We start from the raw sequence: 26251 nt of genomic DNA on the forward strand, positions 1-26251 counted from the left end.
CGTTCGAGTACCACCCGAGGGGATCACGCATGACGGCCGGCGGATCTGCTGAGCTCGAAGCCGAGCGGCAGCTGGCGCTCGCGAGCGCACACGAAGCGGAGGCGCTTGCGGCGCGCGAGCGTGCCGAGAACTTCATGGCGGCGAGCAAGAGCGAGCGCCGCACGGTGCAAGCGCTCGCCCCGCTCGTGGCGCACGGCTACCACCTCATCCCCGACCGTCAGTGGCCAGGCAGTCGGCGCGCACAGGTTGACCTCGTGGTGGTCGGCCCGTCGGGCGTGCACATCGTCGACTCGAAGGCGTGGCACGAGGTGACGATCGCCGCCGGTCACATCTACCGCGGGCAGGCGGATGTGACCGACGAGTTCGACGGACTGGCCGAGCTGGCATGGAAGACGGAGGCCGCACTCGCCGAAGTCGGTTTAGCGCCGGGCGAGGTGCGCGCGGTCGCCGTCTTCACCGGCAAGAAGGGCATCAGCGAGTCGGTCAACACGGTCGAACTGGTCGGGGATGCCGACATCGCCCGTCACATCGCCCGACGCGGTCAGCGTCTCACCCCCGCGATGGTCGAGAAGGTGCTCAAGGCGGTGCTCGACTTCTTCCCACACGTGAGCTCGCCGGCCCCCGTGGCTCTCACCATTCCCGAGCCGGTTCTCGAAAGCCGCCCCGTCGAACTCGATATCGCCGAGCTGCCGAGCGCCGATGAGATCCAGGCCCAGCTGCTCGAAACGCTCCTCGCTCCGCCCATCGAGGAGTGGATGGCGTTCCTCCACCCCGACCAGGCGAAGCTCGTGCGCCGCAACTTCAGCGGCCCCGCTCGCATCCGTGGCGCCGCAGGCACCGGCAAGACGGTGGTCGGCCTGCATCGTGCGGCGTACCTGGCTCGTTCGCGCCCGGGCAAGGTGCTCGTCACCACGTACGTGCGAACACTGCCGGTCGTGCTCGGCAATCTGCTGAAGCGGATGGCACCCGAGGTGGCCGACCGCGTGGAGTTCGTCGGTGTGCACGCGCTCGCCAAGCGCATCCTCGATGAGCGCGGCGTGATGGTGCGCCTCGACGGCCGCAAGGCGACCGAGCTGTTCAACGCGGCGTGGGTCGCTGCCGCCCCGCGCCTCTCCCCCATCGAGCCGGAGCGCGACTACTGGAAGGAGGAGGTGGAGAGCGTCATCAAGGGGCGCGGCTTCACCCGCTTCGAGCAGTACGCCGACTGCGCCCGCGTCGGCCGCCGCCGCGCGCTCGGCGTCGACCAGCGGCGGGCTGTGTGGGACCTCTTCGTCGACTACGAGGCGCGCCTGCGGGCGGCCCGCGTGCACGACTTCGCCGACCTCGTGCTGCTGGCCGAGCAGGAGCTCGCCCGCAAGCCGCTCGAGGGCTACAGCGCGGTGGTCGTCGACGAGGCGCAAGATCTGTCGTGCGCGATGGTGCGGATGCTGTGGTCGATCGGCGGCGACGGCACGGATGCGTTCACCCTCATCGGCGACGGCCAGCAGACCATCTACCCCGGCGGCTACACCCTCGCCGAGGCGGGGCTCTCGGTGGCGGGACGCGGCGTGATCCTCGACACCAACTACCGCAACACCGCCGAGATCCTGGAGGCGGCCGCGACGATCGTGGCCTCCGACCAGTACACCGACATCGAGGATGCAGCTGCGCTGCGCTACGAGGCCTCGCGTCCGGTGGAACGCCACGGCAAGCGCCCGATCCGCGCGGCGTTCGCAACGCGCGCAGAGCACGATGCCGCCCTCGTCTCCCACGTGAGGGCGGTGATCACCTCGATCGACACAGGCCTCGGCGATGTGGGCGTGCTGTGCACGAACAACGGCGACGCGAAGCGCGCCGCCATACTGCTCGAGCGCGCCGGCATCCCGACCGTGGACCTGCTCGACTACAACGGCGTGCCCGTTGAGAAGGTAAAGGTCGGCACTATCCAGCGCGCGAAGGGCCTCGAGTTCAAGCAGGTGCTGCTGCCGTGGACGGATGCGACGCTGCTCGCGCCGCGCAGGTCGGCGGATGGAGACGCGGCGTCACGCGACGAGAAGGCCGAGCGAGAGCGACGAGTGCTATACGTCGGGATGACGCGCGCGCGGGATGGGCTGTGGGTCGGGTCAGTCGGGAATGTCGACGCTGGCACCACCCCAAGGCATCAGTAAGTTCATCGGGACTGACAGCGCTGGCACGCCGCGACGACGAAGACGACCCCGCTGGTGACCACAGCGTTGCGGATGGGCTTGTGGCGCCGCGACCGGGCCGGTCACCAGGTCCAGGACGGGCTGATCCATCACAGCGACGCCGGGTCTCAGTTCACGAGCGTGTCATTCGCCGAGACCCTCGCGCTGGAAGGCATCGCCGCCTCAATCGGATCCATCGGCGACGCCTACGACAACGCCCTAGCCGAATCCACAATCGGGCTGTTCAAGAACGAGGCCATCCCCGACGGCTCCCCGTTCCGGCACGGACCGCTGCGCGCCATAGACGACGTCGAGTGGGTCACCACCGGCTGGGTCGACTGGTACAACGCCAGACGGCTCCACTCGACGCTCGGCGACGTCCCGCCCGACGAGTTCGAGGCCGCGTACTACGCTGACCACGAAACGCCATCCCACCCGGTGCTGGCACCCGCATAGGAGCGGCAAAGAACCGGGGACGGTTCACTTCACCGCGGCCGCACCGAACCGCCGATGGGTCGTCGACTTCACCTATGTCAGAACGTGGGCAGGGTTCGCGGGGCGATCTCTCGACCTGTAAGTGGAGAGTTCGTGGCGGGTAGCTCGAGAACGACTCCGCACGGTGAGAATTCTCGGGCAAGGTCGCACCGCTTCATCCGTCGACACGAAGGCGCGTTGCGGGCGCCATCACCTTGTTCACGTATCCAAGCCGATTCACCTCACGCACGCCGGTTGAGTAGATGTCAACATCCGGAGCCAACGCTCGGAACGACACAATTGCAAACACCCGCTGCTCCTGGTGCGCTTCGTCATCGACCCGCTCCGTCATAGAGAGGCGCAATGCCCACGTCCCTCGTCCCGTACCTTGCGGATAGCGCTTCCGATGACTCTTGAGCGGGGACCATTTGCCGTCAGCAACCTGCTGTGACTCCCAATACCCGCCGACTACCTCTTGCGGTGTTATCGAACGGAAGCGGGAACGACCTTCGGGGGTCTGAGTCATATAGCCGAATGCACCGGATACGTCCGTCCTGACTGCCTCGGAACCAAACGCGGGATTGATGGGCGGCGCGTAGGAGAGCGTAAGAAGTACCTCCCCATGGAACTTTCCTTCGGGAGTCAGTAGTTGGGTAGGAACCGGGAACGGCTGCTTGTACCAATCGCTTCCCGGCGTGAGCACAACCTCGTGCACAGTTGTGAAGATGTGCGGGTCGCCACCCAACACCAGCGCGCTCGAAGGCGGGGTTCCCCACCCGAAATAATTGCGATGGTCAGAGTCGATGCCAGTCTGATCGTGGAGCAGCGCGGAATGGACGATGAGACCCTTCACGAGTTCCGGACGCGGCGCTGTCGCGTTGCTCGTAGCCAGCGCGTCCCACACATTGGCCGCGATCGAACTGACGATCGGCGTCGCGAACGAAGTTCCCACAGATTCGGCAGACATTCCCGAGGGCACTATCGACTTGACGCCGTGGCCACCAAGTGAGCCGGACTGGTTCATGTCACCTGCCCAATGAGACACATCGGGCTTGACATGAAGCGCGAAGCTCGGACCGCGCCGCGAATAGGACGACGGCATTTCCTGAGGCACATAACCTCCGTTGTGCGCCCTAGCCCCGACTGCCATGGAGCGGATGGCCTCGGCTGGCGATGCAAGGTCATCTCCGATGGCGACGGCCGGAGTTGGTGGCCATGTACGGAGGTTAGGAAAATTACCTGCGGCTTGGACGAAGAGCACACCTAGATCATCTGAAAGGGCGTCGAGATCCTGGGCCAGGGTGCCATACTCGATATTTCCCAAAGGCGCAGCGCCGAAGGAACAATTCCATACGTGCACTTCCGGATGGGCACGAACGACCTCGGAAATCCGTTCGAAAAGCAAGTGTTCCGGAAGCCCGCCGGCAGGCATGACCTCGGCATCGAACACCAGCGCAACATCAAGCGGGAACCGCTGGTCGTCGTCGTTGAACCAGCGCGCGCTCATCACCAACCCGGAGACGAAGGTGCCATGCCAAGGGTCTCGATCTGCCGGGACATTGAAGGTCTCGCGCCCGATGATCCCCGGCTCCAACATCGCGCTGTCCACGCCCGAGTCGAGAACTCCGACGACAACTGCTTCACCAGCCGGAACAGGGACTTGCTGGCTCTCTAGCGATGCAAGCTCGATGTATGGCTGGGAAGCTGGGTCAACGACCGAGTAAATGGGCTCAAGACTCACCGACCGCACACTCTTGTGATCCCTGAAGTAATCGACGGTGAGCTCCGCAGTTGGCTCGAGGTATGCGACCGGACGATCCGTGGACGCGTTGGCTGTCCGTACCTCCAAGCCGAGCGCTTGTTCAAACGTCGCCAGCAGACTCGGGCGATCGGGGCCTTGGCCGATGGCGCCCTGCGGCGTCGCGAGCCGCTGCACCATTGTCGAGAACCAGGGGAAGAAGGTTACCTTTACGAAAGCACCTCGATCGCGAGCTGCTTGAAGCAAGGCGGCTGCTTCGGCTTCAGTCGAGACTCCGAAAATATCGGACACTCCCCATGCTGAGAACACTGTAAGCGTGGAGATATGGAAGATGTCCTCTTTACTCGTTCCGGTCTGGATCGCCGAGGCCAACGCAGTAAGCCGGTCGCTGGTGCCACCGACAATCAGCTCACCGGGTCGCTCAACAGCAATCACCGGCAACGCAGCGTTCTTCAGGAACTTGTATGGGCGACTCGACTTCGCCAGAGCGCGTTCGTGAAGTACGACCTTGACGGGGAGCGGATTCGAAGCAGAGGCGCGCGTACGGGCGGCCATCTCGGCCAACTGAAGGACCTGAGTGGAGAGTTCCCTGCGGAGGGTGTCGGTGATCGGCACCAGTGGCTCATGCGTCCTTCCTCCGCCCGGTTTGCGGGTCAGCTCGGTTCGCTCATATGGCAGGAGGAGTATGGGTTGGAAGTCCACCATGATGCTCCTTCAGATGGTTCGTCACCTGACGAGTGCTGATACCGAAAAGGTCCGCAAGGTTGCGGTAGGTGAAGATGTCGGGCGCCCAGGTCCGGAGTGCAAGTATTTCCGAGTCACTGTCAAAGCTGCCAGACCTCGAAAGGGTGTCAGGCAGCATGAATCGCGCTAGTCGTCGTGCCGCGGCGGCGAGGTGGAGCGACTCTGATTCGGCGAGCACTTCCGCACGGGCTATGTCGGATGCCGCCGCACGGACGCCAGCGCCCGATAGGCCGTCGGCGAGTTGGGCAAGGCGATGGATGTCCTTGTCATTCGGGGCAAGGAATCCAAGAACATCTCGGAAGATGGCCTCGCGTTGAGATTCGCCCGGCGACTCAGTTTGGATGACATGGTCGAATCGCCGCCATACAGCTGTGTCGAGCAATTGCGGGTGGTTTGTCGCAGCGACAAGTACGCCAGCGCTCTCAAACGCGTCCATATTCTGGAGCAAGGCGATAACCACACGCTGGAGTTCCCCCACCTCACGCGTGTCGGCACGGCTCTTTCCGAGAGCATCGAACTCGTCAAGAAACAGCACACATGGCCACCGCGAGGCGTACTCGAAGACCTCACGAATGTTGCGACTGGTCTGTCCGAGAAGCGAAGACACAAGCGCATCACTTCGCGTGGTCACCAGAGGAAGGCCGAGGCGGGCAGCGATGGCACGTGCGATAGATGACTTGCCCGTTCCGGGCTCACCGTGAAGGAGCAACCGAGGGCGGATGTCGATGCCGCGGTGTTGCAGCACATCGCGCTTCTCGATCGAGGAGGCAAAGTCCTCGATCTGAGCCAACACCCGGGTTGAGAGGTGCAGCCATGGCTCGCCACCATCTGCTGGATAGCTCACATCAACAGTCGCAAGCTTGCTGTCTTCATCCCGCGGGCGTCGCGGGACGACGTCGAGACTGGCTCCGTCGGCGTTCCGGGCCGGCGCCTTGCGGATGACGTTTCGGATAAGTGTCGCCTGTCGAGTGTTCCCGGTCCGCTCTAGCTTGTCGGCGAGCAGGGCTCCATAGCTGATGGCCTGCTCCGGGTCGTGACGAATCGCACCCTCAAGGATCTTCGCCACTTCCGACACATGTTCCACCGACAAGTCCCTCCACGCTGAACGGCCACGATCACCTGTTTCGATCTAACCATAGTCTGTAACGGTTTCTGGCCTTGGTGTTCCGAAAGTTAGCCACTTGGTCCCGATTCGGCACGGTATCAGCAGTTGTAGGCCAGCGGCCGGGCGGGATCGACGTCCTGCTTGGCCGGGTCAGTCCTCTAGCCCCACAACGGTGTCGTAGAGCCCGTAGCGCCGCAGCCCTGCGTGCGACTCGATGCCGGTGTACGAGAGCGAAGCATCTTCGTAGCGCCGGAACGCGAAGACCGCCTGGTTCATATGAGCAGCGTTGAAGACGCCGAGCGAGACGAGCAGGTCGAAATCCTCGACGGTCAGCCCGGTCACCGCGCGAAAGAGGCCAGGCTCGAGCTTGGTGATGACGTCCTTTAGGGTGTTCTCCCGGTAGTCGGTCAGATACATGAACGCGGGGATGCGCGTTGCGAACTTGATCAGCTTTTCCTGGATTTGCTTCCGCTTGGACTTGTACTCTTTCTCCTCGTCAGAGAGCTCCTTCTTCTCTTTCGGAGTGAGCGCGTCGCCCTTCGCCTTCTTGGTGCCTTTGACCAGTTCGGACTTGTTGATGACGGTCTCGAAGACGTCGCTTCCGAGAGCGCGGAAGCCTTCGATGTTCATCACGGCGGCCATCGCGCGCTCGCTACCCATGATCTTCTTGAGCGTGTCGTTGTCGACATTGACGAGGATCGCTGACTCCCACTTGCGGGCGAGGAGAGTGGCAGAGGTACCGGCCATGGCAATGTCGAGGATGCCCCCGGCGTCGACCTGCGTCATGTTTGCACCGTCATAGGCGAGCACCGGCAGGAACGACACCAACTCCTCGACAGCGCGCTCCGGGTTCGGCTCGTCCGACGAGAGGCCGATGCCATATTCGGAGAGCTGCCGTAGTGCCCGCGTCGGCGCAAAGTCGAAGACGAAGCAGACCGGCTTGAGCACCTCCTCCGCGTTCGGGTCGTCACCGTTCGGATTCTTGATGGACCACGGCGACTGCACTCGGAAAGCGGCCTGGAAGTAGGTCTCCGGCGACTTGAGGTTGCGGAGCATGAGGATCGACGCCCACTGAGGGACGGTGACCCCCGTCGTCAGCTTGCCGCAGGACAGGGTGATCGTCTTCGTGTCGACCCCATTGCCGATCGCTTTGCGCACCGGCGGCAGCGCCTCGAGCCCGATCCCCGCGCCGGGACCAGCGACGTTGAGCACCTGGTACTGACCCCAATAGGGCACGTTCTGTTTTTCCGCCAGCAGATTCGCCATCGCGTGGCAGGCGGCGACGTTCGGTAGGAACCAGAACGAGTGCTGGAGGTACGGCAGCAGTCGCACGTCGGAGTACGGGAACGGGGGCCGCGTGCCGCTCTTCAGCGCGTCAACCTGGGTGGGCAGGTGCTGGCCGCGAATGATGTCGAGCCATTTCTGCACATCGTCCTTGTGCTTGAACGCCGCATTCGAGCCGACGCCGGTTGCGGCGAAGAAGGCGTTCAAATCAAACTCGTCGAACTCGCCCGCGCTAGCGACCTTCAGTAGCTCGTCCGGCATCTGGTAGGTCAGCAGCCGCAGCTCCGGAAGCGCCCCGTACGGGTTCAGCTTGTCCGGGTGATTCTTGGCGTACTCGGCCTTCGCGCGCTGCTCGTCGGTATAGGTCCAGTTGAAAATCTGCTCCTCGATGAACTCGCCGGTCGCCAGCGCCTTGAACGGCGTGCCGGAGAGGTAGAGGTAGGCGCGGGTCGTGATCGGCAGGAAGTCCTTCTCGTCGCTGCCGAGCTCGTCGAGCTCCTCGTCGAAGGCTTCCAGCGCCTCGCCATACTCCCCAGCGAGCTCCTTCTTCGCTTCCTTCTCGTCCTCGCCCTCGAAGAGCTCCTTCGCACTGTCGCGCCAGGCGCCATAGTGGTACTCGTCGAAGATCACGAGATCCCAGTTGATCGCGTGGATCCACTCGTTCTTTGGCTTCATGAGTCCGGTCGCCTTGTCGCGACCGAGCAAATCCTGGAACGAGCCGAAGTAGACGAGCGGCTTTTTCTTGTCGACGGTAGACGGATCGATCCCGGAGGACTTGGAGACGTATTGCCATCCGTCGAAGTCCTTGTGAGAAAGCAGGTCAGTCGCCCAGGCGTCCTCGACAGCCGGCTTGAAGGTGAGTACGAGGACGCGAGTCGCGCCGAGGGACTTCGCTAGCTGGTAGCTCGTGAAGGTCTTGCCGAAGCGCATCTTCGCATTCCAGAGAAACCGCGGAACCGCGTGCATGTCCTCTTTCCAGATCGAGTGGAAATAGTCGTGCGTCTTCTCCACCGCGCGCTTCTGCTCCGGACGCATCGAAAACGTCTCGTGATGCGTGCCGCTGACCTCCTGCCCAGTGCGGAGCTCGGTGAACGCTGTCAGCACATCGGCAACTGTGCACTCCATCCATTCCAGCGTCGGATTCGCGAAGCCTTTCGCCTTCAGTCGCTCGCGCATGTCGAAGTCGCGGATGAACGTGCCGTCGTCGCGGAGCGCCGACTCGTCGACCTCGATCGTGTAGTTGGTGACCGCCGCGGTCTTCACCTGCTGCGCGACCCGTGCCTTCACGTCCTGCGTCGTCTGCCCAACCTTCAGCCAGCCCAGGTGCTGCTCGTCGTGAATCGCGTACGCATAGATGCGGAGGTGCCCCTCCGGGCGCTCCGGCATCAGTTCATCGAGCGACTTAGTCATCGGCGCTTTCGTCGATCACATCGTCCGGTGCACCGTTGAGGTCCATCGGGCGGACGATCGACTCGATGAACGCGATCTCATCGTCCGAAAGACCGTACTTCGCATACAGATCCTCATCGGTCCAGAGCTTCGACCAGTCTTGCGTCGGAACGAACGTGTAGACCTTGCGAGTCGTGTCTTGCGACGGCTTGTGAAGAAGAATCAGCAGCCGAGTGAGCTTGCAGGAAAGATATGAGAGGACGCTCTCAGCCTCCGTCTGGGACGCCAAGGGGCCAATGCACAGGTACGTTTCGGAGGAGATGCTGCCCGGTCCACCGATGAACGGCGTGCTGATGATCTTGTGTGGGTAGGTATCTCGGTTTCCAGTCCCCGGTGCCGCCCTGCCCGTATAGACCTTCCAGTAGTCGATGAGGTCTGTGCCGAGGCGAACCTTGTCCCGCGAGACGTAACCTGTCCCACCGTTCTGATAGATCAGGAGGTCTCCAGGGCTGGCGCGCACCTTGCCCTTGAAGGTTGTCTCAAGCCCGAACGGTTTTCGTGCGCTAACAAGACGATCGAATCGCTTTGCGTCAGGGAGTGCGACTGAGCCAGGCTTACCACCCTCAGCCTCAGCCACCTTCTTCAGGATCGACACGCCTTCGTTGAAACGGATGAATGTATCGGCGCCTACTTCGAGGAGCGGACGACGTGCAGTCGTTGTCGGCCAGTCCTTGAAGTGAGTAGTGACCTGGACATCCCCCGGAGAGTCTCTGTCCCATAGGAAGACACAAATACCGCCCTTGAGCCCGACGCCGGGAAACACGTCCGCTGCGCTCAGATAGTCCTCGATCACGCGGAGCCGGCCGTCGCCAAGCATCGACTCGCGGAAGTCGTCGAGTCCCTTGCCTCCGGAAAACCAGCGGGCCGGAATGATCATCGTGAGTAGACGCGGGTCTAGCTTCTTCGCCTGTTCTACGAAGAGCTGGTAGATCGGGGCCGCGCTCGTGCCGAAGCCGCCGTCGCTCAGCTGATACGGCGGGTTCCCGATGATGACGTCGAAGTGCATGTCGGCTCCAAACAGCTGCGCGATCTGCGCCTTGATGTCGGTCGTGTGGATAAAGGCGTAGGCGTGGGACTCGAGCTCTTCGCCGCGCGCGTACTCGGCCTCGTTCGCCCCGCAGAACTCGCAGCGGCCGGTTCCGGCGAGCTCAACCGTGATCTCGCCGCCCTTGGTCGGGTCAACTTGTCGATCGCGCTTCCGATTGGCCCAGGTGTGCTCGGTGCGCCCGAACCAGATGTTGCCGTCCTCGGTGGTGAATGATTTCGCGATCGAGTGCTTGCCATTCGCCCACTTCGAGCAGTAGAGACTCCGGCGGGCGAGCATCGCGGTCAGCTGTGTGATCCCGATACCGAAGACCTGCTTCGTGAGGATGTGGTCGACGCGCTCCCGAAGGTCGGGAATCGTCGTCGCGAGTCCGTCGGTCAGTCGCGATGTAATCTCGCGGAGGAACACCCCCGACTTCGTGAACGGGTCGAGGAAGGTCACTTCCGGGTCGGCCCAGATGCTCGCGCCGCCGTGCGATTCCGCCCACGCGGTTTCCAGTGTGTCGAGCATTCGGTTTGCGAACTCCGGCGGAGTGAACACTTCGTCGTTCGACAGGTTCGCGATGCAAGTGAGCACATCTGGGTTGCGACCCCGGAGCGCAAAGGTCGCCTGGGTCATGCCGCGATCTCCTCGACGGTCATCGCCGGGTACTCCTTCGTCGGTGTGAAGATCTCGTGCTCCTCCAAGTGATCCCAGAGCGTGCCCTGAAAGGAGGCACGCTGGGTGAGGTTGTCGTAGCGGAAATCACGGCGCTGATACTTGCCTTTCCCGAGGTAGCTCCACTCCGGAAAGACGATCGGCTGGCCGTCGGACGCCGTCATGGTCAGGGCGTCGCCCTGGACGATGTTTGCGGCAAGAACCCGCTCTGCCGCTCGATACCAGGCGTCGGCCGGCTTCGCGCCAACGTAGTCGGCGAACACCTCAATAAGGTTCTCACGGCACTCGGCAGCGTTGTCTGCGAGCAATTCGATCCCGTAGATGCACATCAGGGCGAGGAGCGCGTGGTGTCGACGCTCGAAGTCCGACTTGCCGTAGCGGACTTTCACAGTGGCGAGCTTGCGCCGGAGCACCGGAACGAGAAAGTTTCCCGAGCCGCAGGCCGGCTCCAGCACACGCGAGTCGATGCGCTCGGACTCCGCCTTGACGAGATCGAGCATGTCGTCGACCATCCAACCGGGGGTGAACACCTCGCCGTGGTCCGCGACTCGTTGCTTCGACTTGACGAGAGGCGCGGAGGACTGGTCCTGTGACAAGTGTTCCTCCTCTCTGCCCAGCCCTCCAAGCGTAGTGACCGGCTCGGACGCTGCTGGGGCGACGAGCCAGGCGATGCTCAATGCACCTAAGCGGCAGACGGCCCAAACCAGGGGTGCCGTCAAACTCGTGCCGTTCACTCGACATTGACATATGCACCGGACGCGACTCGGGCAGCTCCTCTGGGACAAACTTGTCGTCCTCGGGGTGATGAAAGAGCCACTCGCTCGCGCTCACCACGGTGTTGTAGTTGATGAACTTCTCCAGCTTGGTCGTACCGAGTTGAATCATGTCCGCATTCCCGGCATGGACCTTCTCAACCGGGATCCGCAGGTCGATGAGCGCCTGTGGGTCGCTCATGATCAGGCCGAGTTTCCGGCTTAGCGGAAATGTGATGCCCCAGGCCGTCATGAAGCCGACACCCTGCCAGGGCTCGTCCTCGGGGTCAGGTACCAGCCCTACTGGTGCATCTGAGGTGATGAGCGATCGGCGGTCGAACCTTACGAGTGTCCAGGGCCGGCCGACGATGAACTTCACGATCTCCTCGGCAAGCTCCAGCATCTGCTGAAGGTGCTCCACCTGAGGCCGCGAGAACGGTGCGCCCTCGGGGCGAGTGAACATCTCCCAGACGCGCTCAACGGTCTCGTCGGTCACCTCGCCGCCTTGCCTCTCGAGCTGCTTGCGCAGTCCGGGCTTGCCGCCAGCGCCGATCTGGAGACGCATCATCTGGCGGGCAACATGGTCCATCGTGCGACGCTGCACCGGGACGCGGGTGGCCTGGAGGGCGACGAAATAGCCGAGGGCCATCCGTTCCTCGGTCGCTAGGGGCCAAGCTCCCTGCTCAATCCGCTTCAGCACCTTCGCTGTCGCGCCCTCGACTTCGGAGAGCGCCTTCTCCAGCACATCAGCACCGTCTTCGTGCCCTTCGACCGAGTAGAAGTTCTTCGCGACAGAGGCGTCGTTGACGGACTGTACGAATCGTTGCTCGCCTGGAAGCCGTACCGTCGCCAGACGATCACCGTCGGTGAATCCGCGCAGGTAGAACTGCGGCACGGTGTGATGCCGCTTCGCCACCGGACGGGGTGTTGCCTCCATGCGTCAATTGTCCGCCTCAGCGCTGACATCTTGCTTCGCCGCGCCCGCCGCCAGCGGCGTCAATGGGCGCGCGCTACGCCGGCGTCATCATCGGGACCGACCTGCGGCTCGACACCGCGTCCGGGCGCATCGTCGCCGACCGCGAGAACCACCGCGACAAGAAGGGCAAGGTTGACAACCACATCCTCGGACACAAGTAGACCGACGACGATCTGCTGCGGTACATCGTCAACGTATACGCAGTGTTGCTCACGCGCGGTATTCGCGGCACATGTGCCAATGTCGTGGACGATCGGTTGAGGGAGCACCTGCGAAGGTCTTTCGGCTGACCCGTCTCGAGCCGGCTATACACTACCCCGGACCAGCCGTCAGGCTTGTTGCACGGCCCCCGGCGGCCGCAAATCGATCGTCGGCAGCTCCTCCGCATCCCCACCGGACCGCGCGAGCATCTCGATCATGTCCTCCTGGCGGGGCTGCCCGAGGGTGAGCCGGTAGAGCGTGAGCGCCGAGCGCAGACGCTCATAGCGGTCGATGTCGCGGCTCAGTGGGTAGGTCGCGAGCACGCGGTGAATGCGCGCCGATCCCGGGTACACCCACCAAGGCGAGAACTCGCTCGCCACATTGCGCGACGCCGCGTCGAAGGCCGCCTGCCAGGCGTGCGGGTCGCCCGACGCGAGCACGTCGTTCCAGTGCCGCTCCCCCACGTTCTTGCGCACCGCATGCCCCGCGTAGCGGTTTACCCGCCCCTCGCGCTGCTCGAAGTCGACAGGGTTGCTCGGCAGGTTCCAGTGGATCACCGAATGGCTCCACCAGTGGAAATCGATGCCCTCCTGCCCCACACTCGTCGAGGCGAGCACGAACGGCGCGAACGGGCTGTTGAATGCCGCCCGCACCTCGCTCTGGCGCACGCCGCCCTGCTCATCGGCATCCGTGGCGTGCTTACCGCCGTAGCGCAAGGCGAAACGCGCCATGAGTGGAATCTCCGCGCGATCGGGCGACGTGTCACGGGCTTCGTAACGCGCCGGCCGCAGGCTCATCGCGCCGACCGCACGGTGTGCGAGATCCATCAGGCCGGCGTCGTCGAGCTCCACCCCGCCCGTCTCGCTCCACAGCTGATAGAGGTACTCGTCGAGCACAGCCTGCAGGTTGCCGTCGGCACAGTACGCGAGCACGCTCTGCCAGTAGTGACGCTCGTCGCCATACAGCGTCGTGAGCAGGGCGATGCTCTCGGTGCGGTTGAACAAGGTGCGGATGCCGTCAGCCAGTTCGAAGGCGGCGCGCCAGAGCCCCTCCTCGGTCGCGGAATGCCCAGCGACACTGCGCAAGGCACGCCACGCGATGTTCCCAGGCGCGTGCACGGCGAGGGACGCGAGCTCCGGGTGTGCATGCGGCATCTCGGATGCGGTCTCGAGCGCGAGACGGATGTGCTCGATGAGGCCCGCCGAGCCCTCCCCGTCGCTGGCTGCCAGCTGCTCCGGCGACGCGTCAGCGAGCGACGCCGGCAACGCACCCGGTGTCGCGAAGCTCGCCTCCCACGCCTGCGCGGCATCCGGTGCGGAGAAGAAATGGGCGCCCACCTCAGCCTCCAGGGCACCAGTCGTGACGACTCCGCCTGCCCGACGCGCCGCGGTAAGGGGATCACCGAGCCGGGCGAGCACCGGGTGCGGCCAGAACAGCGCGAGGGTCGACATCGCCGCCGGCCGGCCCTCGTCGAGCGGGTACAGCAGGCGCGCGCGCACCGCCTTGCGCGCATCCGGCGTATTGGCGGTGAGCACCTTGCGTTTCCCGGCCGCAAGGCGATCCGCCTCGTAGCTCAGCAGCGCCGCAACCGCCGTCGGCACCCCCGACCACGCCGAGAAGATCACCTGCTTCGTGACGCGCTGATCGGCGAACTCGCGGAACACCGGGCCGGGCTCGAGATACGGCAGCGTCGGCGGCACCCACAACAGCTTCCACCAGCCGTCGCCGACGGTCTGCGCGGCAAGGGCACGCAGGTGACCATTGCCGAGGTCGATCTCATCGAAGCGCTCGATGGTGGCTCGGTCGAGTGAACGGGCTCCGGCGAGCGCCTCGGCAACGGCCGCATCCCCGTTCGCGAGCGCGGCATCCACACGCCGCGCGAGCTGGTAGCCGTCCATGAAGTTCGCGAAGAACGGGATCGACTTCCAGTACTCGATGTCGACAGGTGATCCGGCAGCGTTGCCTAGCTTGCGCAGCGCCGCCCACCCACGGATGTCGTCGGTCGACGGTGACGCCGTCGGAAGGTGGCGAACCGTCACCAGGTCCTCGCGCTCCGCCACCGGCGGCCGCTCCGAGCGTGACATCAGCGGAGTCAGCTGTTCCTGCACGCGAAGGGCGGCAGCCGCAGCACCCCGCCGGTGACGAGAGCACGCCGGTATTCGTCGAGGGCCCCCGCGACCCTCGACACCGCATCCGCGTCGCCGCCCGCGAGAAACCTCACCGTCGCGAGGAAGTCGCGGTAGTGATCGTCGTCGGCATCGTCGCTGTTGGTGAACGGCTTGTAGGGGTCGCCGACAGCAGCAGCACCTTGGCCGCGGGGTGATCGAACAGCGCGTGCGCGAGTTCTGCCGCCTCGCCCGACTCGGGATCGAGCAGGTTCCGGAAGCGCTGGAACTCGTCGAGGATGATGAGGTCGGGCTCGAGCGTGTCGACACCCGCCTTCGCGAGTGACTGGCGCAGGCGCGCGGTGAGGTTCGCTGCTCGATGCCTCAGCTCATCCGAGAGCTTCGACTTCCCGCGCGCCTCGTCGCGCAACTCGAGGAACGCGCCGAGGGTTCCGTCGGATTCGACCATGCGACGGAAGGCGCCCACGATGCGGGGATCGGGCTCGCCGCGCAGCTCCGACCGCAGTCGATCGACGCTCGCGGTGAACCGGCCGAGGGTAGAGACGGTCGCCTGCATCAAGAGACGCGTCGTGCGGCGATCGGATGGCGTCTCATTCACGAGACCGTCGAGGATTACCGTGAGCATCGCCCGCTCGGGCGCTGAGCCCGTTTGGCGTCCACCTTCTGCGAACGAGGTACCGGGCGTGAACGACACGAGGTTGACTTTCTTGCCCGTCGACGTCGTCGGCTCGGCCAAGCGGTGGCTCTCCTCGCCAGCATCGTGAGGCGCGTGGCCATGCCGATGTGCTTCTCGCCAGTCACGTTGAGGCGAACGAGATTCTGGGTGGCGAGGTCAGCGTTGCTGCAGACGTAGACGACATCGATGCGGTCGACGCCGTCATCTGTCTGCAGCTGCTCGATGGCGCGTGCGATCACTCCTCGCGCGACGATGCTCTTGCCGAGCCCCGTTTCGTCGGCCACCAGGAACCGGCCCGAGCCGTTCTCGGCGCCGGCGCCGTAGAAGCGGTCGACGACGTGATCGACCGTCGCCCGCTGGAAGCCCTTCAGCCCAGCGAGCACTGCCTCCACATCCGCGCCGCTCACGACACACCTCCGAGCTCGAGGTGCGCCGCCCACGCCCGCTGCCAGAGCTCGTCGAAACCGTCGGGCAGCACCTGGTGCTCGTCTCCCTGCTGGCGCACGAAATCGACGATGCGGCGCACGTCAGCGAGCCCCGCATGCCCGTCGCCGACGGCACGCATGAGCGCCTCGAACAAGCCGGCCCCGGTGCCCGGCCCGCTCGCACCGAAGAAGCCTGCTGATGCTCCTGCGCCAGCCTCGAGCGTGACGCCCGCCAACTCGAGCATCAAAGTCAACAACCGGATGAACGCCGCACGATCCGTGAGCTGGCGCGCGACGATCGCATCCCGGCGAGTGTCGACATCATCGAGCAGCTGCGCAAGCTGGATCGCGGACTGCTGACGCCCCTCGGCGTCGCGCACGACGAGCACGACGAACGGGGTCACATCCGTGAGGGGAAGGCCCTGCAGCTCGGTGCCCTGCTGCTCGCCGGCGCCCAGCGCCGCGCCGCCGTGGTCGCGTCGCGTCAGCAGATGCCAGCTGAGCTGGATGCCTCGCTCATCGAGGCTCCGTTGGATGGGGACGATGCGCTCGTCGGCCCAGACGCGCATGCCGTATGGCTCGGCGGGAAGCAGGCGCGCCCAGAGCGGCACGGCAGCCAACCGGCGCAGGAAGCCCTCGAGGGCACGATGGGCCTCCTCATCCGCATCCGCTTGCTCGCCGCCCACGGCCGGATATGGCTCTTTGAGCTCGCCCAGCGCGTTGAGGGTCGCCTCGACTCCGAACTTGTGCAGCGACCCGACGAGCTCGACCATGAACTCGACGTTGCCGTTCCATGCGGCGCCTGTTGCGTTGGCCGAGCCCAGCAGCACATGGCTGCCGTCGTGGCGATCCACGACGATCGCCTTCGCGTGCAAGCCGCTGAGACGCTCGGCCTGGGGCACGGCCGCGTCGGTGTCGGCGTCTGCCAACTGCGTCGCCGCGTCGTCGAGCAGGTAGCCCGTGAGGCGATTGTCGAGCGACGCAGGCGAGAGCCGATCGAAACTCTCCGCGCGCGAGAGCACATGTGTCTCGGTGCGCACGTTCTGGCGCAGCAGAGCGAGTCCGTCATCCGAGAGGAACGGCGACACGATGAGGGCGCGCTTGCCCGAGAGGTCGGGACGCGCGGCGCCCGGCACGCCGAACGGATGGAAGGCGAGCCCGCGCATCTCGTCGGGCGTCTCCCATGCGATCGACAGCGTGCGTTCGGCGAGCGCCCGGATGCGGTCGCGGCGCGCGCTCGAGAGCGGGTGCAGTGCCAACTCGGGCAGCGTCTGCAGGAACGAGCGGAGCGGCGGGTTGGTCGCCGCCGCGTCGTCGCGGTAGCGCTCATCGGCTGGCCACCCGTCGAGCCGCACCACGACATCCCAGCTGCGATCGGCGGTGAGGTTGCGGCTTGCGCAGATGAAGCGGTAGCGCGTCTCGTCGCCCGCGCGGTATTCGAGCAGCCACACCTTCGGGTGGAAGAGGCCGGTCGCGACGCTGACCGGGTGGATCATCGGCTCGAGGAACGCGGCCAGGTCAGACGGCGCGCCCATCGAAATGGCGCCGGCCTGGGCAAAGATGTCGATGCGGTCGGCCGAGCGCCGCACCGCGTCGAGCACGCCGATGGGATCGGTGTGGTCTGCAACGCGGTGCGCGGCGAACGACAGCGGCACCGTCAAGGCCGTGGTGAGGTCGAGGGTGAACGTCGTGCCGACCGCGTGCACGAGCTCGAACCCGCTCGGGGGACTCAGTTGTTCGCTCAGCGCGGCGCGCGTCTGCGGCTCAAGCATCCGTCGTCTCCGCCCGAGCGAGGCCCTCGTGAATGTCGAGCAGGATGCGGCGCACGGTTGGCCAGCGGAACACCAGTTCGCCGGCGCCCGAGCCGCCACCCCATCCGCCGAGCCTGCGCGGATTGCCGAGCCGCTTCTGCGCGCCCTTGTTGAGTTTCTCGCGCTGGCGGATCAGCCCCCGCGCGGCGTCATTGGCGGGCAGGCCGTCGGCGGCACTCCCCCGCAGCAGCTCCAGCCACGCGCCGACGAACCGCCGTGTCGACGGATGCACGGGCGAGCCGCGGTCGACCTCGATGCGCGCCAGCAACTCGTCGAACGACCATGCACGAACGTCGACCTGACCGTCGAGGCGATCCGCCCACTCCGCGAGCTCGTCGCGGTAGTGGGAGACCGGGTCGACCACCGTCTCGAGGCCGGCCGCCTCGTACTCCTCGGCGATCATCAGGTTGTAGAGCAGCTGTGCGCCGTGCATCACGACCGAGAACGACTGGGCGTGCGCGAGGAGGTCGCGCACCTCGGGGCTGGCGTCGAGGGATGCGGGGTCGGCCCACGGCGCGGGGCTGTGGTCATCGGGTGCGTACTGCGCGAGGTGCGCGAGGTAGCTGCCCGGCGCGGTGTCGAGGATGCGGTCGCGCAGCCACGCAGCCTCGTCGGGCCGCAGGCCGAAGCCGCCTTCGACCTCGCGCGGAAAGTCGTCGGGCGGCTCGGGCATCGTCGTCGACCAGACGCTGAGGTTGCGCGGCCCGTCGCCTTCGGCGTCGCTGTCGGCGACCCGCCCGTCGAACATCAGGGCGTCTTCACGTGAGAGCGTCGGGTCGCGCAGGATGCGGTAGTGGCGCAGCATCGTCCAGTACACCGACGAGGGCAGCGTCTTGAGCGTGATGCCGGCCTGCGTACCGAGCAGGCCCGCGTTGTCGACGGATCGCTTGAGCGGTTCGATCAGTTCGCGCTCGAGTCGATCGGCTTTCGCGACCGGCGCACTCGAACGGGCCGCCTGCTGATAGATCCACGGCACGAACAGCAGATACCGCGCACGGGTGAGCAGGGTGGAGGTCCCGGGGAAGAGCGCGTCAGAGATGCCGTCGCGCAACTGCCCGATGCCGAGCTCGTCGCGGCTCTCACGGTCGGAGAACAGTCGGATCACGTCGCGCATCCGTCGCTGCTCCTCGGCCGAAGCGTCCAGCCACGCGATCAGCGAAGGCATGAGTCGTGCACCTCCGGAAACGAGCGCCGCCCGGGCAGCGGGCAAGCCCACGCTAGCCGGGCGGTGCGACATCGGTGAGCCCCACAGCTGGGGGCGAGGAGCGCTGGTCTCTGCAATCAGCAGCCGTGGAGAGTTTCGACCAATGCCTGACGGTCGCTCCGCGGTATCGAGAGCGAATACTTGCCGAGCACCGAGACGAATGCGGCCGCGTAGTGACATTCGAACGCATCACTCGGTGGCAGCCACTCCGCGGGCCCCAAGTCCGACTTGCTCATGTTGGTCGGTCCATCTACCGCGAGCAGGTTGTCTGGGTCATTGGCGAACTCAACACGCCTCTTTTCATCCCATGCGTAGGCGCCGTTCCGCCACGCCCACGCGAGCGGCACGATGTGGTCGATCTGCACGGCCTCCGACGTCACATTCCCGCGCACGAAATGGATCGTCATGCCGGTATAAGGGTCGAGAAGGGTCCCGCTGGTCACCACGCAGTCGTGGGTACCTGGACGGAACATCACGTCGGCGAGATCCCGGGCGAGGATGTCATTTCGGGTGTCGCACCCGTTGCGGTCAGGGTCGCGCCAGCCGGCGCCGAACGCTGACCGCAGGTAGCCGGTCGCCTGATCAGTTGCGTCGGGGAGTTCCTCGAGAACCGCCAGTGCCTCATCGAGCTGAACCGTTGTCGGGGTCGCCTCGATGTCAGCCGGCGCGCTGGGCGTCGGGTCTGACGAATGTCCGCTTGCCTGCTCTGAATATCGCGCCGTCGCAGGCGATGGGCTCACCGTTTCAGCGGTCGCCGAACCGTACCAACCCACAGCTAGCGAGAACACGACCAGAGGTATCCCGAGCGCTCCAACCGGAGCCCTCCATCGCCCCGAAGTCACCGTTATATCCCAGAACGTTCGGGTTCCTCGGGAGCCGCAGCGGTCGCCGTCCGCGGTCCCCCAAGGGCGTAGATCGCGTCGAGAGGTACGGGCCCGACGACATCGATGCGCACGAGCGAGTCAAAGCCCTCCCTGGAATCGAGTCCGGTTGGCCTCATGACGAGCGCTTCGCGCTGAGGTGCTACTTCGAGCACCGCATCGGGCGCCACCACATACGACGACACTCCTTCATGGTGGGCTCTCTGAACCTGGTGGCTCGCGATCCCCAAGGCGCTCAGCGGCGTCGGAGTCGACGGGCTCTTGACCACCGGCTCAAGAAGGAACTCGCTCCAGCCTTGACTGTCGTCTTCGCCACGCTTTCGGCGGAATGTGGAAAGCGCGTCCGTGCGAGCGATCGGGGCTACCCGGATGCGCTCCCCCGACTGCAAGTCGTCCTGCAAGCCGTCGGCGATCGCAGCAAGCTGGCGCTCCGCAACCGACTCGAGCACGTCGGACTCCGACATGTACCGACGGACGAGCGCTCGGGAGTTGTTCGGCGCCTCCGGCAGGTCGGAATCCAGCGCCTCGAGGCCGAGCTTGGTGTCGTCCAGGCCAAGTCGTCCTGCGATCTCCCCCAGCAGATTTCGGAACGCAGCGTCGCGCCAGCCCTTACGAATCAACTCCGCTGCGGCGTCCCGCGTGATGCGGTCAGAGCCCGTGCCACTCCCTCCACAGCCTCACCTATGCCCATTGCGAACGGCATACGCGAGGCGTCAAGGCCTGATGAACTCGCCTCACGCCATTCACGCGGGATCTCCCACGGATCGAACAGCGCGGTCGAGACGAGGTCGACCCACTGCTCTGCCTGCTCGTGCAGCGATTCGAGACGTTGCATTTCGCCGCGCAGAGCCCGCGCCCGTAGAGCGCGTGTGGCCACCGCGAAATCAGCCAACTGGACGCGTCGAGCAAACACGGACCAGCCGCGGTAATAGGCGACCAACAGGAAGATCAGGATAACGAGGAGAAGACCCAACCCCACGAGCACGACCGCCCACCAATCGGGATAGTCCCCCTGCTCGAAAGCCTCACGAACACGACCACTCAGTTCAGGCTTGAGGCGGCCGAGCTCCGACATAGCGATCGACGGTAACGCGATTACGAAACCCATCACGACGCCGATGACAAGGGAAGCGACGAGCACCCCGCGATGGAAAGCCTTTCGAAGGCGAACGAGCTCACGCAGTTCCGGCAGATCGGTTCCAGCTCTCTCCGCGAGCGCGAGTTCGAGAGCCGCCGCCTCACGGGCTGCCCCCATCCGGTTCGACAGCCGTGCCGTGAAAGTCGCGGCCTGCTCGGCGACCCAATCATCGAACGATGCCAGGTGCGCCGTGGCCTGTTCGACTTCGAGAGTTGCGTTGTTGAAGCGAGATGCGGCCGACTCGACCTCTGCGGATGCAGCCTTCATGCGCGCCTGCAATCCCTGCCATTCACGGACCGCAGCGCTGTGCGCGGCGGCTACTTCTGTCGACGCATCCTTGGCTGGCTTGGCCGCGACAACGCGGCCGTCGCTTCGCGCCTTGAGCATTCCCTCGCCGAGCAGATCGGCCTGCACAGTCGCCAGGTCCGACTTGATCGCTTCAGCAGCAGATGCTGCTTGCGCATGTTCGACCCGCGCCGCGTCACGCCTCGCAGCCGCGGCCTGTACCACCGCAAGAAGCCGATTGCGAAGTGAATCATCCCGGCGAATATCTGCCCAGGTCACACGCGCAGGAAATCCACGAGGTGGCGACGGATGCTCCCATCCGCCACGCGGATCCGGAGCTATGGGGTCGAGCGAGTCAAACACGGGCACTCGCCCGTCGATGGGGCTGAACGTTTCATCAAGATTCGCGCTGCCGTCCACGGCAGAGAAAATCAGCTTGCGAAGCCCCGCCCACAGGCGTGGAGCGACATGGTCGGTGGGCGCCATAACCGAGAGAGGGGCACCCGTCGGAGTTGCAGGCGCCTGCAGCCTCTCGATCGACAGCAGAAGTCTCCGGTCCATCGCGTCCGGTTCCTGATCGAGCAACAACGCTACCTGCCGGTAACCGTCCGCGCCTTGGAGTTCCTTCGCGACTCCTCGCGCGAAGAGGTCGTGGAACCACAGCCATGTCCAGTGCGGGATGCGAGCCAACTTCCCGCCCGAGAAGCGCGCGAACATGCCGAGTTGCTGCCAAACACCGACAGACTCGCGATCTGGCTCGCGATCGATCTGCGGAGGCCGGAAGGCCAGAGCGGAATCATCGAGTGAGACGGCCGCCTCAAGCATCTTGTCTATGTAAAGAGGCACACGTTCCGCCGGGATCACTGCGGTGCCTTGAGGAGTGACCGTTACCCCCGCCGCAGCGACCGAACCCCGATGCTCGATGAGCCGTTCGAGCACCTCAGCTGCGGCACGGCGGGCGATGCCCTTGGTGAGTACACCTCTGACGAAGACGCGCTGGATCCAAATACTCTGGGCCGCTGAGCTTTCGCGCTCAAACATCTCCAGCGTGCCGATCGGCGTACCCCGCCAGAGGCCCGCCAGAGTCGCCACGTGCATGAGCACGAAGCCGTCAAATCGCTCGTTCTCACGCACGAACGCGTCACCCGCACTGGGCGTGGCTCGGTCCTCAGGCGAGGCGACCACCACGACGCTCGAGTCGTTCTCTGCACCACGCAGCCGCTCATCGAGCTGCACCTGCGTCGGCGTGCAGATCAGACTCATGCGGATGAGTTCGACAGCGTCGGTCGAGTTCGATGCACTCGGGTGCAACTGCGGAATCGAGTGAGCGACATATCTGCTGACGATGTCAGATGCGTCGTCCTGTTGCTCATCAGCGTGCGAGTCTTGGGCTGGCGAGCGGAGCTTCACCAGTCGCACCCTCGAGATCGACTCTACGGCGAGCATCTCGAAGAGGTCGACCTCGTCCTCCAGCAGCTCGCCATCGTCGTCCACGTCCATCAGGGCGGCGGTCACCCGTGGAGGTCCGTCCCCCGTTCGATCTGATCCGGGTATACCCATGCCGCCGGGCCGAGGAGACCGTGCCGCGTCCATTCCCGCGCGAGGTCGAGAACTTGTTCACCCTGCTCGCGCGTCGAGAACAGCACGATGCTCACTGCATCGTCTCGCCACATCGACATGATCAAATGCCCGTCGAGTCCGGCTTGGTCTCCAGCACGCCGTCACGAAGCTCCCGCAGTCCACCCTGGATCGTGTCGCGGATCTCCCAGCTCACCGGGTATGCGAATACAGAGGTCTCGGTGTTCTGCTTTTCCACCTCGTCGCGGAAGTCGCTGAGTTCCTTGTCGAGGTGCTCCCGTACCGCCGTCTGTCGCTCAGAGAGCGTGCCAGCCGCGGTGCCTGCGCGTTCGGCGGCTGGTGTCGGGCTTCCCTGCGGCATGAAACCATCGCGAAGCCAATCCGTGAGCACTGGCGAGAGCACGTTGCGCTGCCCGCCGAGGCGCATGAGTACCTGATATGCCCGGAGCGGAGCCAGAGACCCCTCAGAATTGCACAGGGCGAGTGCGATGATGAGCGACTCCATGATGACACCCGGGTAGTCGTACGCTGGTGCCGCTCCCGGATAGAGCAACGGATGCGGGAAGCTTGCGAACTCGCGACGCTCCGCGTCCCAGATGGAGAGCTTCGGACCACGATCCAGATCAGAACGGTCGACATCGAGTTGCCCGAGCACCTTCGCGACGTACCAGCCGCGCACCATCGAGTCGAACACTTCCGGGTCAGCGGGTACCGCTTCCCGGAGAAGGCGCGCGCGCTTCCACTTCCAGAAGGCAGCGCGCGCCTCGGTGGTCGTCGAGTCGGTCAGCCATCCACGCGCGATGGGGCCCATCACGGAGTCCATGACGATCGGTTCATACGGATAACCAGACATCGCAAAGACTTCGATCCGGTCGACCTTCGAGTCCTTGAACCATCCCTTTGAGATGTTCTCGTCCCAGACCCCGGCGCTCGTCAAGACGGACTTGGTGACCTCGTACATCTCGGTGCCCTCCGCGAACGGGATGGCGCTGAAGACAAGCCGGTTCTGCTCGCCAACGGCCTTGCCGTGCACCTCGGAGAGAAGCGCCGGGTTCAGCTTGACGAGGGGCTCGCTTGCCCCGAGCGCCGCAGTCAACCCTTCGCGGAAAACGTCGCGACGCTGCTTGAGGCGGTCTGGGTCGATCTCTTCGGCGTTGAAATAGCTGTCGAGATTCTCCGAGATGTAGCCGAAGAAGGGGAACCCCTTACGCAGCATCCAATATCGAGCACGGTCCTGGTACACATCGATGTCGTTGGCGACGAAGAACTTCGGAGATTCGTGATTGGCCGTGCGTTGCGCGGGGTTGCCCGTCGTGGCCGGCTTCCAACCACGGCGAATATCAATGAAGGACCAGCGCTTCCCTGCTTCGATCCCGTCATCCGCCCCGGGTCCGCGAACCATGTCCGAGATCACATCCAGTACCGCCTCCTGGTAGCGGCGGCGCTCGTATGTGTTCTCCACGAGACGCTCGAATTCGGCGGGGTACTCGGTGTGCGGCACCAACAGCCGCTCGTTCGGGGCCGGCTTGTACTTGCGCGGAACCGTCGAGTCGATGCGCTGGGGCCAGCTGTCGTAGGGGTTCTCGCGACCATCCGATTGGACGCGATCGGTTACACGCGATAGCAGCGCCTGGCGCGCCGAGGACAGGTAGTCGGCGAGAGGCTCGATGAAGTCCTTCCGCAGTTCCTCGAGAAGCTTCGAGGCAACTTCGCGCAAATTGGCCTCGGACTCCCAGCCGAAGGAGTCCTCGATGTCGTCGAGTGCTTGCTCCACGACATCCTGTTCGGGGCGGATGGAGTCCGCATTCGCCGCTGCACCCAGCGCCTCGCTCACGCGTCCCGACACGCGCGTCAACCAGCCACGACGTTGATCCGCTTCTTTCGCGAGGTTCTCCGATGCCGCACGCAAGACACGCGAGAGTTCCCGCATGAGTTCCACCACGACGGCAAGCCCGTGACGTGCGATGAAGCGTTCGATTGTGTCGACAATGTGCTCTGGTGCCTCTGCCACCCAGCGCGCCACCAGTTGTTCCACTTCCGCGGTGTCACGCGCGAGGTACCCGCCGACGAGGTCTTCACGAGCGGCGGTCAGGCGATAGTGCCAATCGTTCAGGTCGAGGCCACCCGTCTTGTCGAAGCCGTGGGCGCTCTTGTCGAATACCTGCTGCCGAAACTCCAACGCGAGAGAAGCGCGCGCCTGCTCTGGCCGCAGCTTGTTGATGACGTCGTCCCGCCCGTCGAGTTCCTCGTCGAGCTCGAGGTCCCGGATGAAAGCTTCCAGTGCTTGCGACTTTCGATACTCGATCCACTCGTTCTCAGTGCGCTGCTCGAACCGCGGATCCTCTTCCCCGTGTGCGTAGAGGATGCGGTCGAGCACGGATCGCGCGAGCCGCTCCGAGGCGTAGTCGAGGAACTTCTCGCGCCCGAGGGTGACGCGTCCGAATCCGAGCGATGAGAAAGGCGGGGCTTGGTCCAACGGCCTCATCAGCTTCGTGGCATCGGGAAGAACGGAGGCCGCAACACTTGCGCTCCAGTTTCCCGTGACGTACTCGTCGATGTCCCCTTGCACCTTGTCGTCTGCCATCCATGCCGAGATGCTGGTGGACACTGCGGAGTAGACGTCGCCCTGATTGTCGAAGGCCACGCGTGAGTTCTGGCGACCGATGATGAAGGGATATGCGGCGCCGACACGATCGCGAGCGGACCCATACGAGGGGCTCACGCCCTTGCTGCGGTAGAGCTCGAGGCTCGCCTTCGACGGCGTCTGCGCCCAAAAGCCAGCCATGGTCTCTGCGACGGTCGCCAGTGCGTTGCTCGCGATACCCGCGGAACCCTTGATCTGGTCGAACACATCGGGCGCGTAGAGAAGCGCAAAGAACTGATGAGCCCAAGGTTCGTTGCGCACCACCGACTTCACTGCTTCGATCACGTCCAGGTACTGACCCGCGCCGGAACCTCCCGCGATCGAGGAAACCACGATGACCGTCGGGTTGGCGTTCTTTCCGCCTTCGGTCCGTGCTCCGAGGTGCTCACCCAGAGACTGGAGTTCCCCGAGTGCGGTCGCATCCTGCATGCGGTTGATAGCGTTCGCGGCCGCTCGAGAGATGTCAGCGAGCTTCGACACCGCGACCGCACGCCCGACCGCTCGGAATTGACCCGCACCCTTCGTGACATCGACACTCACACGCGCGGGATCAGGGAGCATCCGGTACACATCGTTCGTGACATCTGCGGGGATGCCCTGCGCCACGATCGACGCGTGCACTCCGTCATACGAGGCTCCGCTCGCGACAAGCCCCTTGTAGTCGGTTGCGGGGATGAACGGCATCACGTAGTCCGTTCCGTCTTGCTTCAGCGGCGTGTCGAAGTGGATCATCTGCCACGCCGCCGGGATCCCTCGCTTCCACCCTGCCTGCTCTAGTCGCAACTCCAGGGCATGGCGCAGCCCACGGATCGTCTTGCCACCGGAGCCGCCAACGCCCACGATCAGGAAGGGTCGCAACATCTCGATACCTC

17 protein-coding genes and 2 pseudogenes are annotated in these 26251 nt (G+C 64.7%); 3 read left to right on the forward strand and 16 right to left on the reverse strand.

Translation table 11 applies throughout. From position 1 onward, the window contains the following. Positions 1 to 29: 29 nt before the first annotated feature. Both QQK29_RS16965 and QQK29_RS16970 read left to right on the forward strand, forming a co-directional pair. Positions 30 to 2147 (forward strand): nuclease-related domain-containing DEAD/DEAH box helicase, encoded by a 2118-nt coding sequence (locus tag QQK29_RS16965; protein ID WP_284301778.1) that lies wholly within the window; start codon positions 30 to 32, stop codon positions 2145 to 2147. 21 nt (positions 2148 to 2168) lie between these two features. After that, positions 2169 to 2621: pseudogene (locus QQK29_RS16970) on the forward strand (integrase core domain-containing protein); the annotation flags it as partial. Between the two features lie 193 nt (positions 2622 to 2814). Here QQK29_RS16970 and QQK29_RS16975 read toward each other — a convergent pair. The 6 genes and pseudogenes from QQK29_RS16975 to QQK29_RS18865 form a co-directional block, all read right to left on the reverse strand. Continuing rightward, a complete protein-coding gene (locus QQK29_RS16975) occupies positions 2815 to 5013 on the reverse strand; it encodes a S8 family peptidase (RefSeq protein WP_284301780.1) in 2199 nt (732 codons plus the stop codon). Between the two features lie 52 nt (positions 5014 to 5065). Continuing rightward, entirely contained in the window at positions 5066 to 6226 is a 1161-nt protein-coding gene (locus tag QQK29_RS16980) for an AAA family ATPase (protein ID WP_284301781.1), read from the reverse strand. Positions 6227 to 6397: 171 nt separating this feature from the next. Continuing rightward, on the reverse strand, positions 6398 to 8941 hold the full coding sequence (locus tag QQK29_RS16985; RefSeq protein WP_284301782.1) for a DEAD/DEAH box helicase family protein: 2544 nt from the start codon (positions 8939 to 8941) through the stop codon (positions 6398 to 6400). Further along, positions 8934 to 10643: an Eco57I restriction-modification methylase domain-containing protein gene (locus tag QQK29_RS16990; protein ID WP_284301783.1), complete on the reverse strand. Its 1710-nt coding sequence runs from the start codon at positions 10641 to 10643 to the stop codon at positions 8934 to 8936. The genes QQK29_RS16985 and QQK29_RS16990 overlap by 8 nt, the downstream gene beginning before the upstream one ends. Then, positions 10640 to 11278: an N-6 DNA methylase gene (locus QQK29_RS16995; RefSeq protein WP_284301784.1), complete on the reverse strand. Its 639-nt coding sequence runs from the start codon at positions 11276 to 11278 to the stop codon at positions 10640 to 10642. The genes QQK29_RS16990 and QQK29_RS16995 overlap by 4 nt, the downstream gene beginning before the upstream one ends. Before the next feature lie 259 nt (positions 11279 to 11537). Beyond that, a pseudogene (locus tag QQK29_RS18865) lies at positions 11538 to 12371 on the reverse strand (DUF4238 domain-containing protein); the annotation flags it as partial. Between the two features lie 62 nt (positions 12372 to 12433). On the opposite strand from QQK29_RS18865, the gene QQK29_RS17005 reads away from it, so the two are divergent. After that, entirely contained in the window at positions 12434 to 12571 is a 138-nt protein-coding gene (locus QQK29_RS17005) for a hypothetical protein (RefSeq protein WP_284301786.1), read from the forward strand. Positions 12572 to 12739: 168 nt separating this feature from the next. Here QQK29_RS17005 and QQK29_RS17010 read toward each other — a convergent pair whose 3' ends face one another. The 10 genes from QQK29_RS17010 to QQK29_RS17055 form a co-directional block, all read right to left on the reverse strand. After that, positions 12740 to 14671, reverse strand: a complete 1932-nt coding sequence (locus QQK29_RS17010) for a helicase-related protein (RefSeq protein ID WP_284301787.1) — start codon at positions 14669 to 14671, stop codon at positions 12740 to 12742. 157 nt (positions 14672 to 14828) lie between these two features. Next, positions 14829 to 15362, reverse strand: a complete 534-nt coding sequence (locus tag QQK29_RS17015; RefSeq protein WP_284301789.1) for a hypothetical protein — start codon at positions 15360 to 15362, stop codon at positions 14829 to 14831. Continuing rightward, entirely contained in the window at positions 15350 to 15820 is a 471-nt protein-coding gene (locus QQK29_RS17020; RefSeq protein ID WP_284301790.1) for a DEAD/DEAH box helicase family protein, read from the reverse strand. Before QQK29_RS17020 ends, QQK29_RS17015 begins: the two co-directional genes overlap by 13 nt. Continuing rightward, entirely contained in the window at positions 15817 to 17610 is a 1794-nt protein-coding gene (locus tag QQK29_RS17025; RefSeq protein WP_284301791.1) for a phospholipase D family protein, read from the reverse strand. The genes QQK29_RS17020 and QQK29_RS17025 overlap by 4 nt, the downstream gene beginning before the upstream one ends. Further along, entirely contained in the window at positions 17603 to 18814 is a 1212-nt protein-coding gene (locus QQK29_RS17030; RefSeq protein ID WP_284301792.1) for a DUF6361 family protein, read from the reverse strand. Before QQK29_RS17030 ends, QQK29_RS17025 begins: the two co-directional genes overlap by 8 nt. A 116-nt stretch (positions 18815 to 18930) precedes the next feature. Continuing rightward, entirely contained in the window at positions 18931 to 19641 is a 711-nt protein-coding gene (locus QQK29_RS17035; protein WP_284301793.1) for an HNH endonuclease family protein, read from the reverse strand. 56 nt (positions 19642 to 19697) lie between these two features. Next, the gene (locus tag QQK29_RS17040; protein WP_284301794.1) at positions 19698 to 20354 is read right to left on the reverse strand and encodes a hypothetical protein; all 657 of its coding nucleotides are present in this window, start codon (positions 20352 to 20354) and stop codon (positions 19698 to 19700) included. Continuing rightward, the gene (locus tag QQK29_RS17045; RefSeq protein WP_284301795.1) at positions 20351 to 22672 is read right to left on the reverse strand and encodes a hypothetical protein; all 2322 of its coding nucleotides are present in this window, start codon (positions 22670 to 22672) and stop codon (positions 20351 to 20353) included. The genes QQK29_RS17040 and QQK29_RS17045 overlap by 4 nt, the downstream gene beginning before the upstream one ends. Then, positions 22669 to 22812, reverse strand: a complete 144-nt coding sequence (locus tag QQK29_RS17050) for a hypothetical protein (protein WP_284301796.1) — start codon at positions 22810 to 22812, stop codon at positions 22669 to 22671. Before QQK29_RS17050 ends, QQK29_RS17045 begins: the two co-directional genes overlap by 4 nt. Before the next feature lie 26 nt (positions 22813 to 22838). Next, positions 22839 to 26240, reverse strand: a complete 3402-nt coding sequence (locus QQK29_RS17055) for a tubulin-like doman-containing protein (protein ID WP_284301797.1) — start codon at positions 26238 to 26240, stop codon at positions 22839 to 22841. Between the last annotated feature and the right edge of the window lie 11 nt (positions 26241 to 26251).

This window comes from Homoserinibacter gongjuensis (assembly GCF_030161875.1).
Classification (GTDB): domain Bacteria; phylum Actinomycetota; class Actinomycetes; order Actinomycetales; family Microbacteriaceae; genus Homoserinibacter; species Homoserinibacter gongjuensis.

What these genes read in the sequence shown, in the direction of transcription:
- QQK29_RS17030 (WP_284301792.1), bottom strand. Translation starts at nt 18,814, where the DNA reads ATGCCTTCGCTGATCGCGTGGCTGGACGCTTCGGCCGAGGAGCAGCGA.
- QQK29_RS16965 (WP_284301778.1), top strand. Translation starts at nt 30, where the DNA reads ATGACGGCCGGCGGATCTGCTGAGCTCGAAGCCGAGCGGCAGCTGGCG.
- QQK29_RS17055 (WP_284301797.1), bottom strand. Translation starts at nt 26,240, where the DNA reads ATGTTGCGACCCTTCCTGATCGTGGGCGTTGGCGGCTCCGGTGGCAAG.
- QQK29_RS17015 (WP_284301789.1), bottom strand. Translation starts at nt 15,362, where the DNA reads ATGCTCACGGTAATCCTCGACGGTCTCGTGAATGAGACGCCATCCGAT.
- QQK29_RS16990 (WP_284301783.1), bottom strand. Translation starts at nt 10,643, where the DNA reads ATGACCCAGGCGACCTTTGCGCTCCGGGGTCGCAACCCAGATGTGCTC.
- QQK29_RS17005 (WP_284301786.1), top strand. Translation starts at nt 12,434, where the DNA reads ATGGGCGCGCGCTACGCCGGCGTCATCATCGGGACCGACCTGCGGCTC.
- QQK29_RS16985 (WP_284301782.1), bottom strand. Translation starts at nt 8,941, where the DNA reads ATGACTAAGTCGCTCGATGAACTGATGCCGGAGCGCCCGGAGGGGCAC.
- QQK29_RS17025 (WP_284301791.1), bottom strand. Translation starts at nt 17,610, where the DNA reads ATGCTTGAGCCGCAGACGCGCGCCGCGCTGAGCGAACAACTGAGTCCC.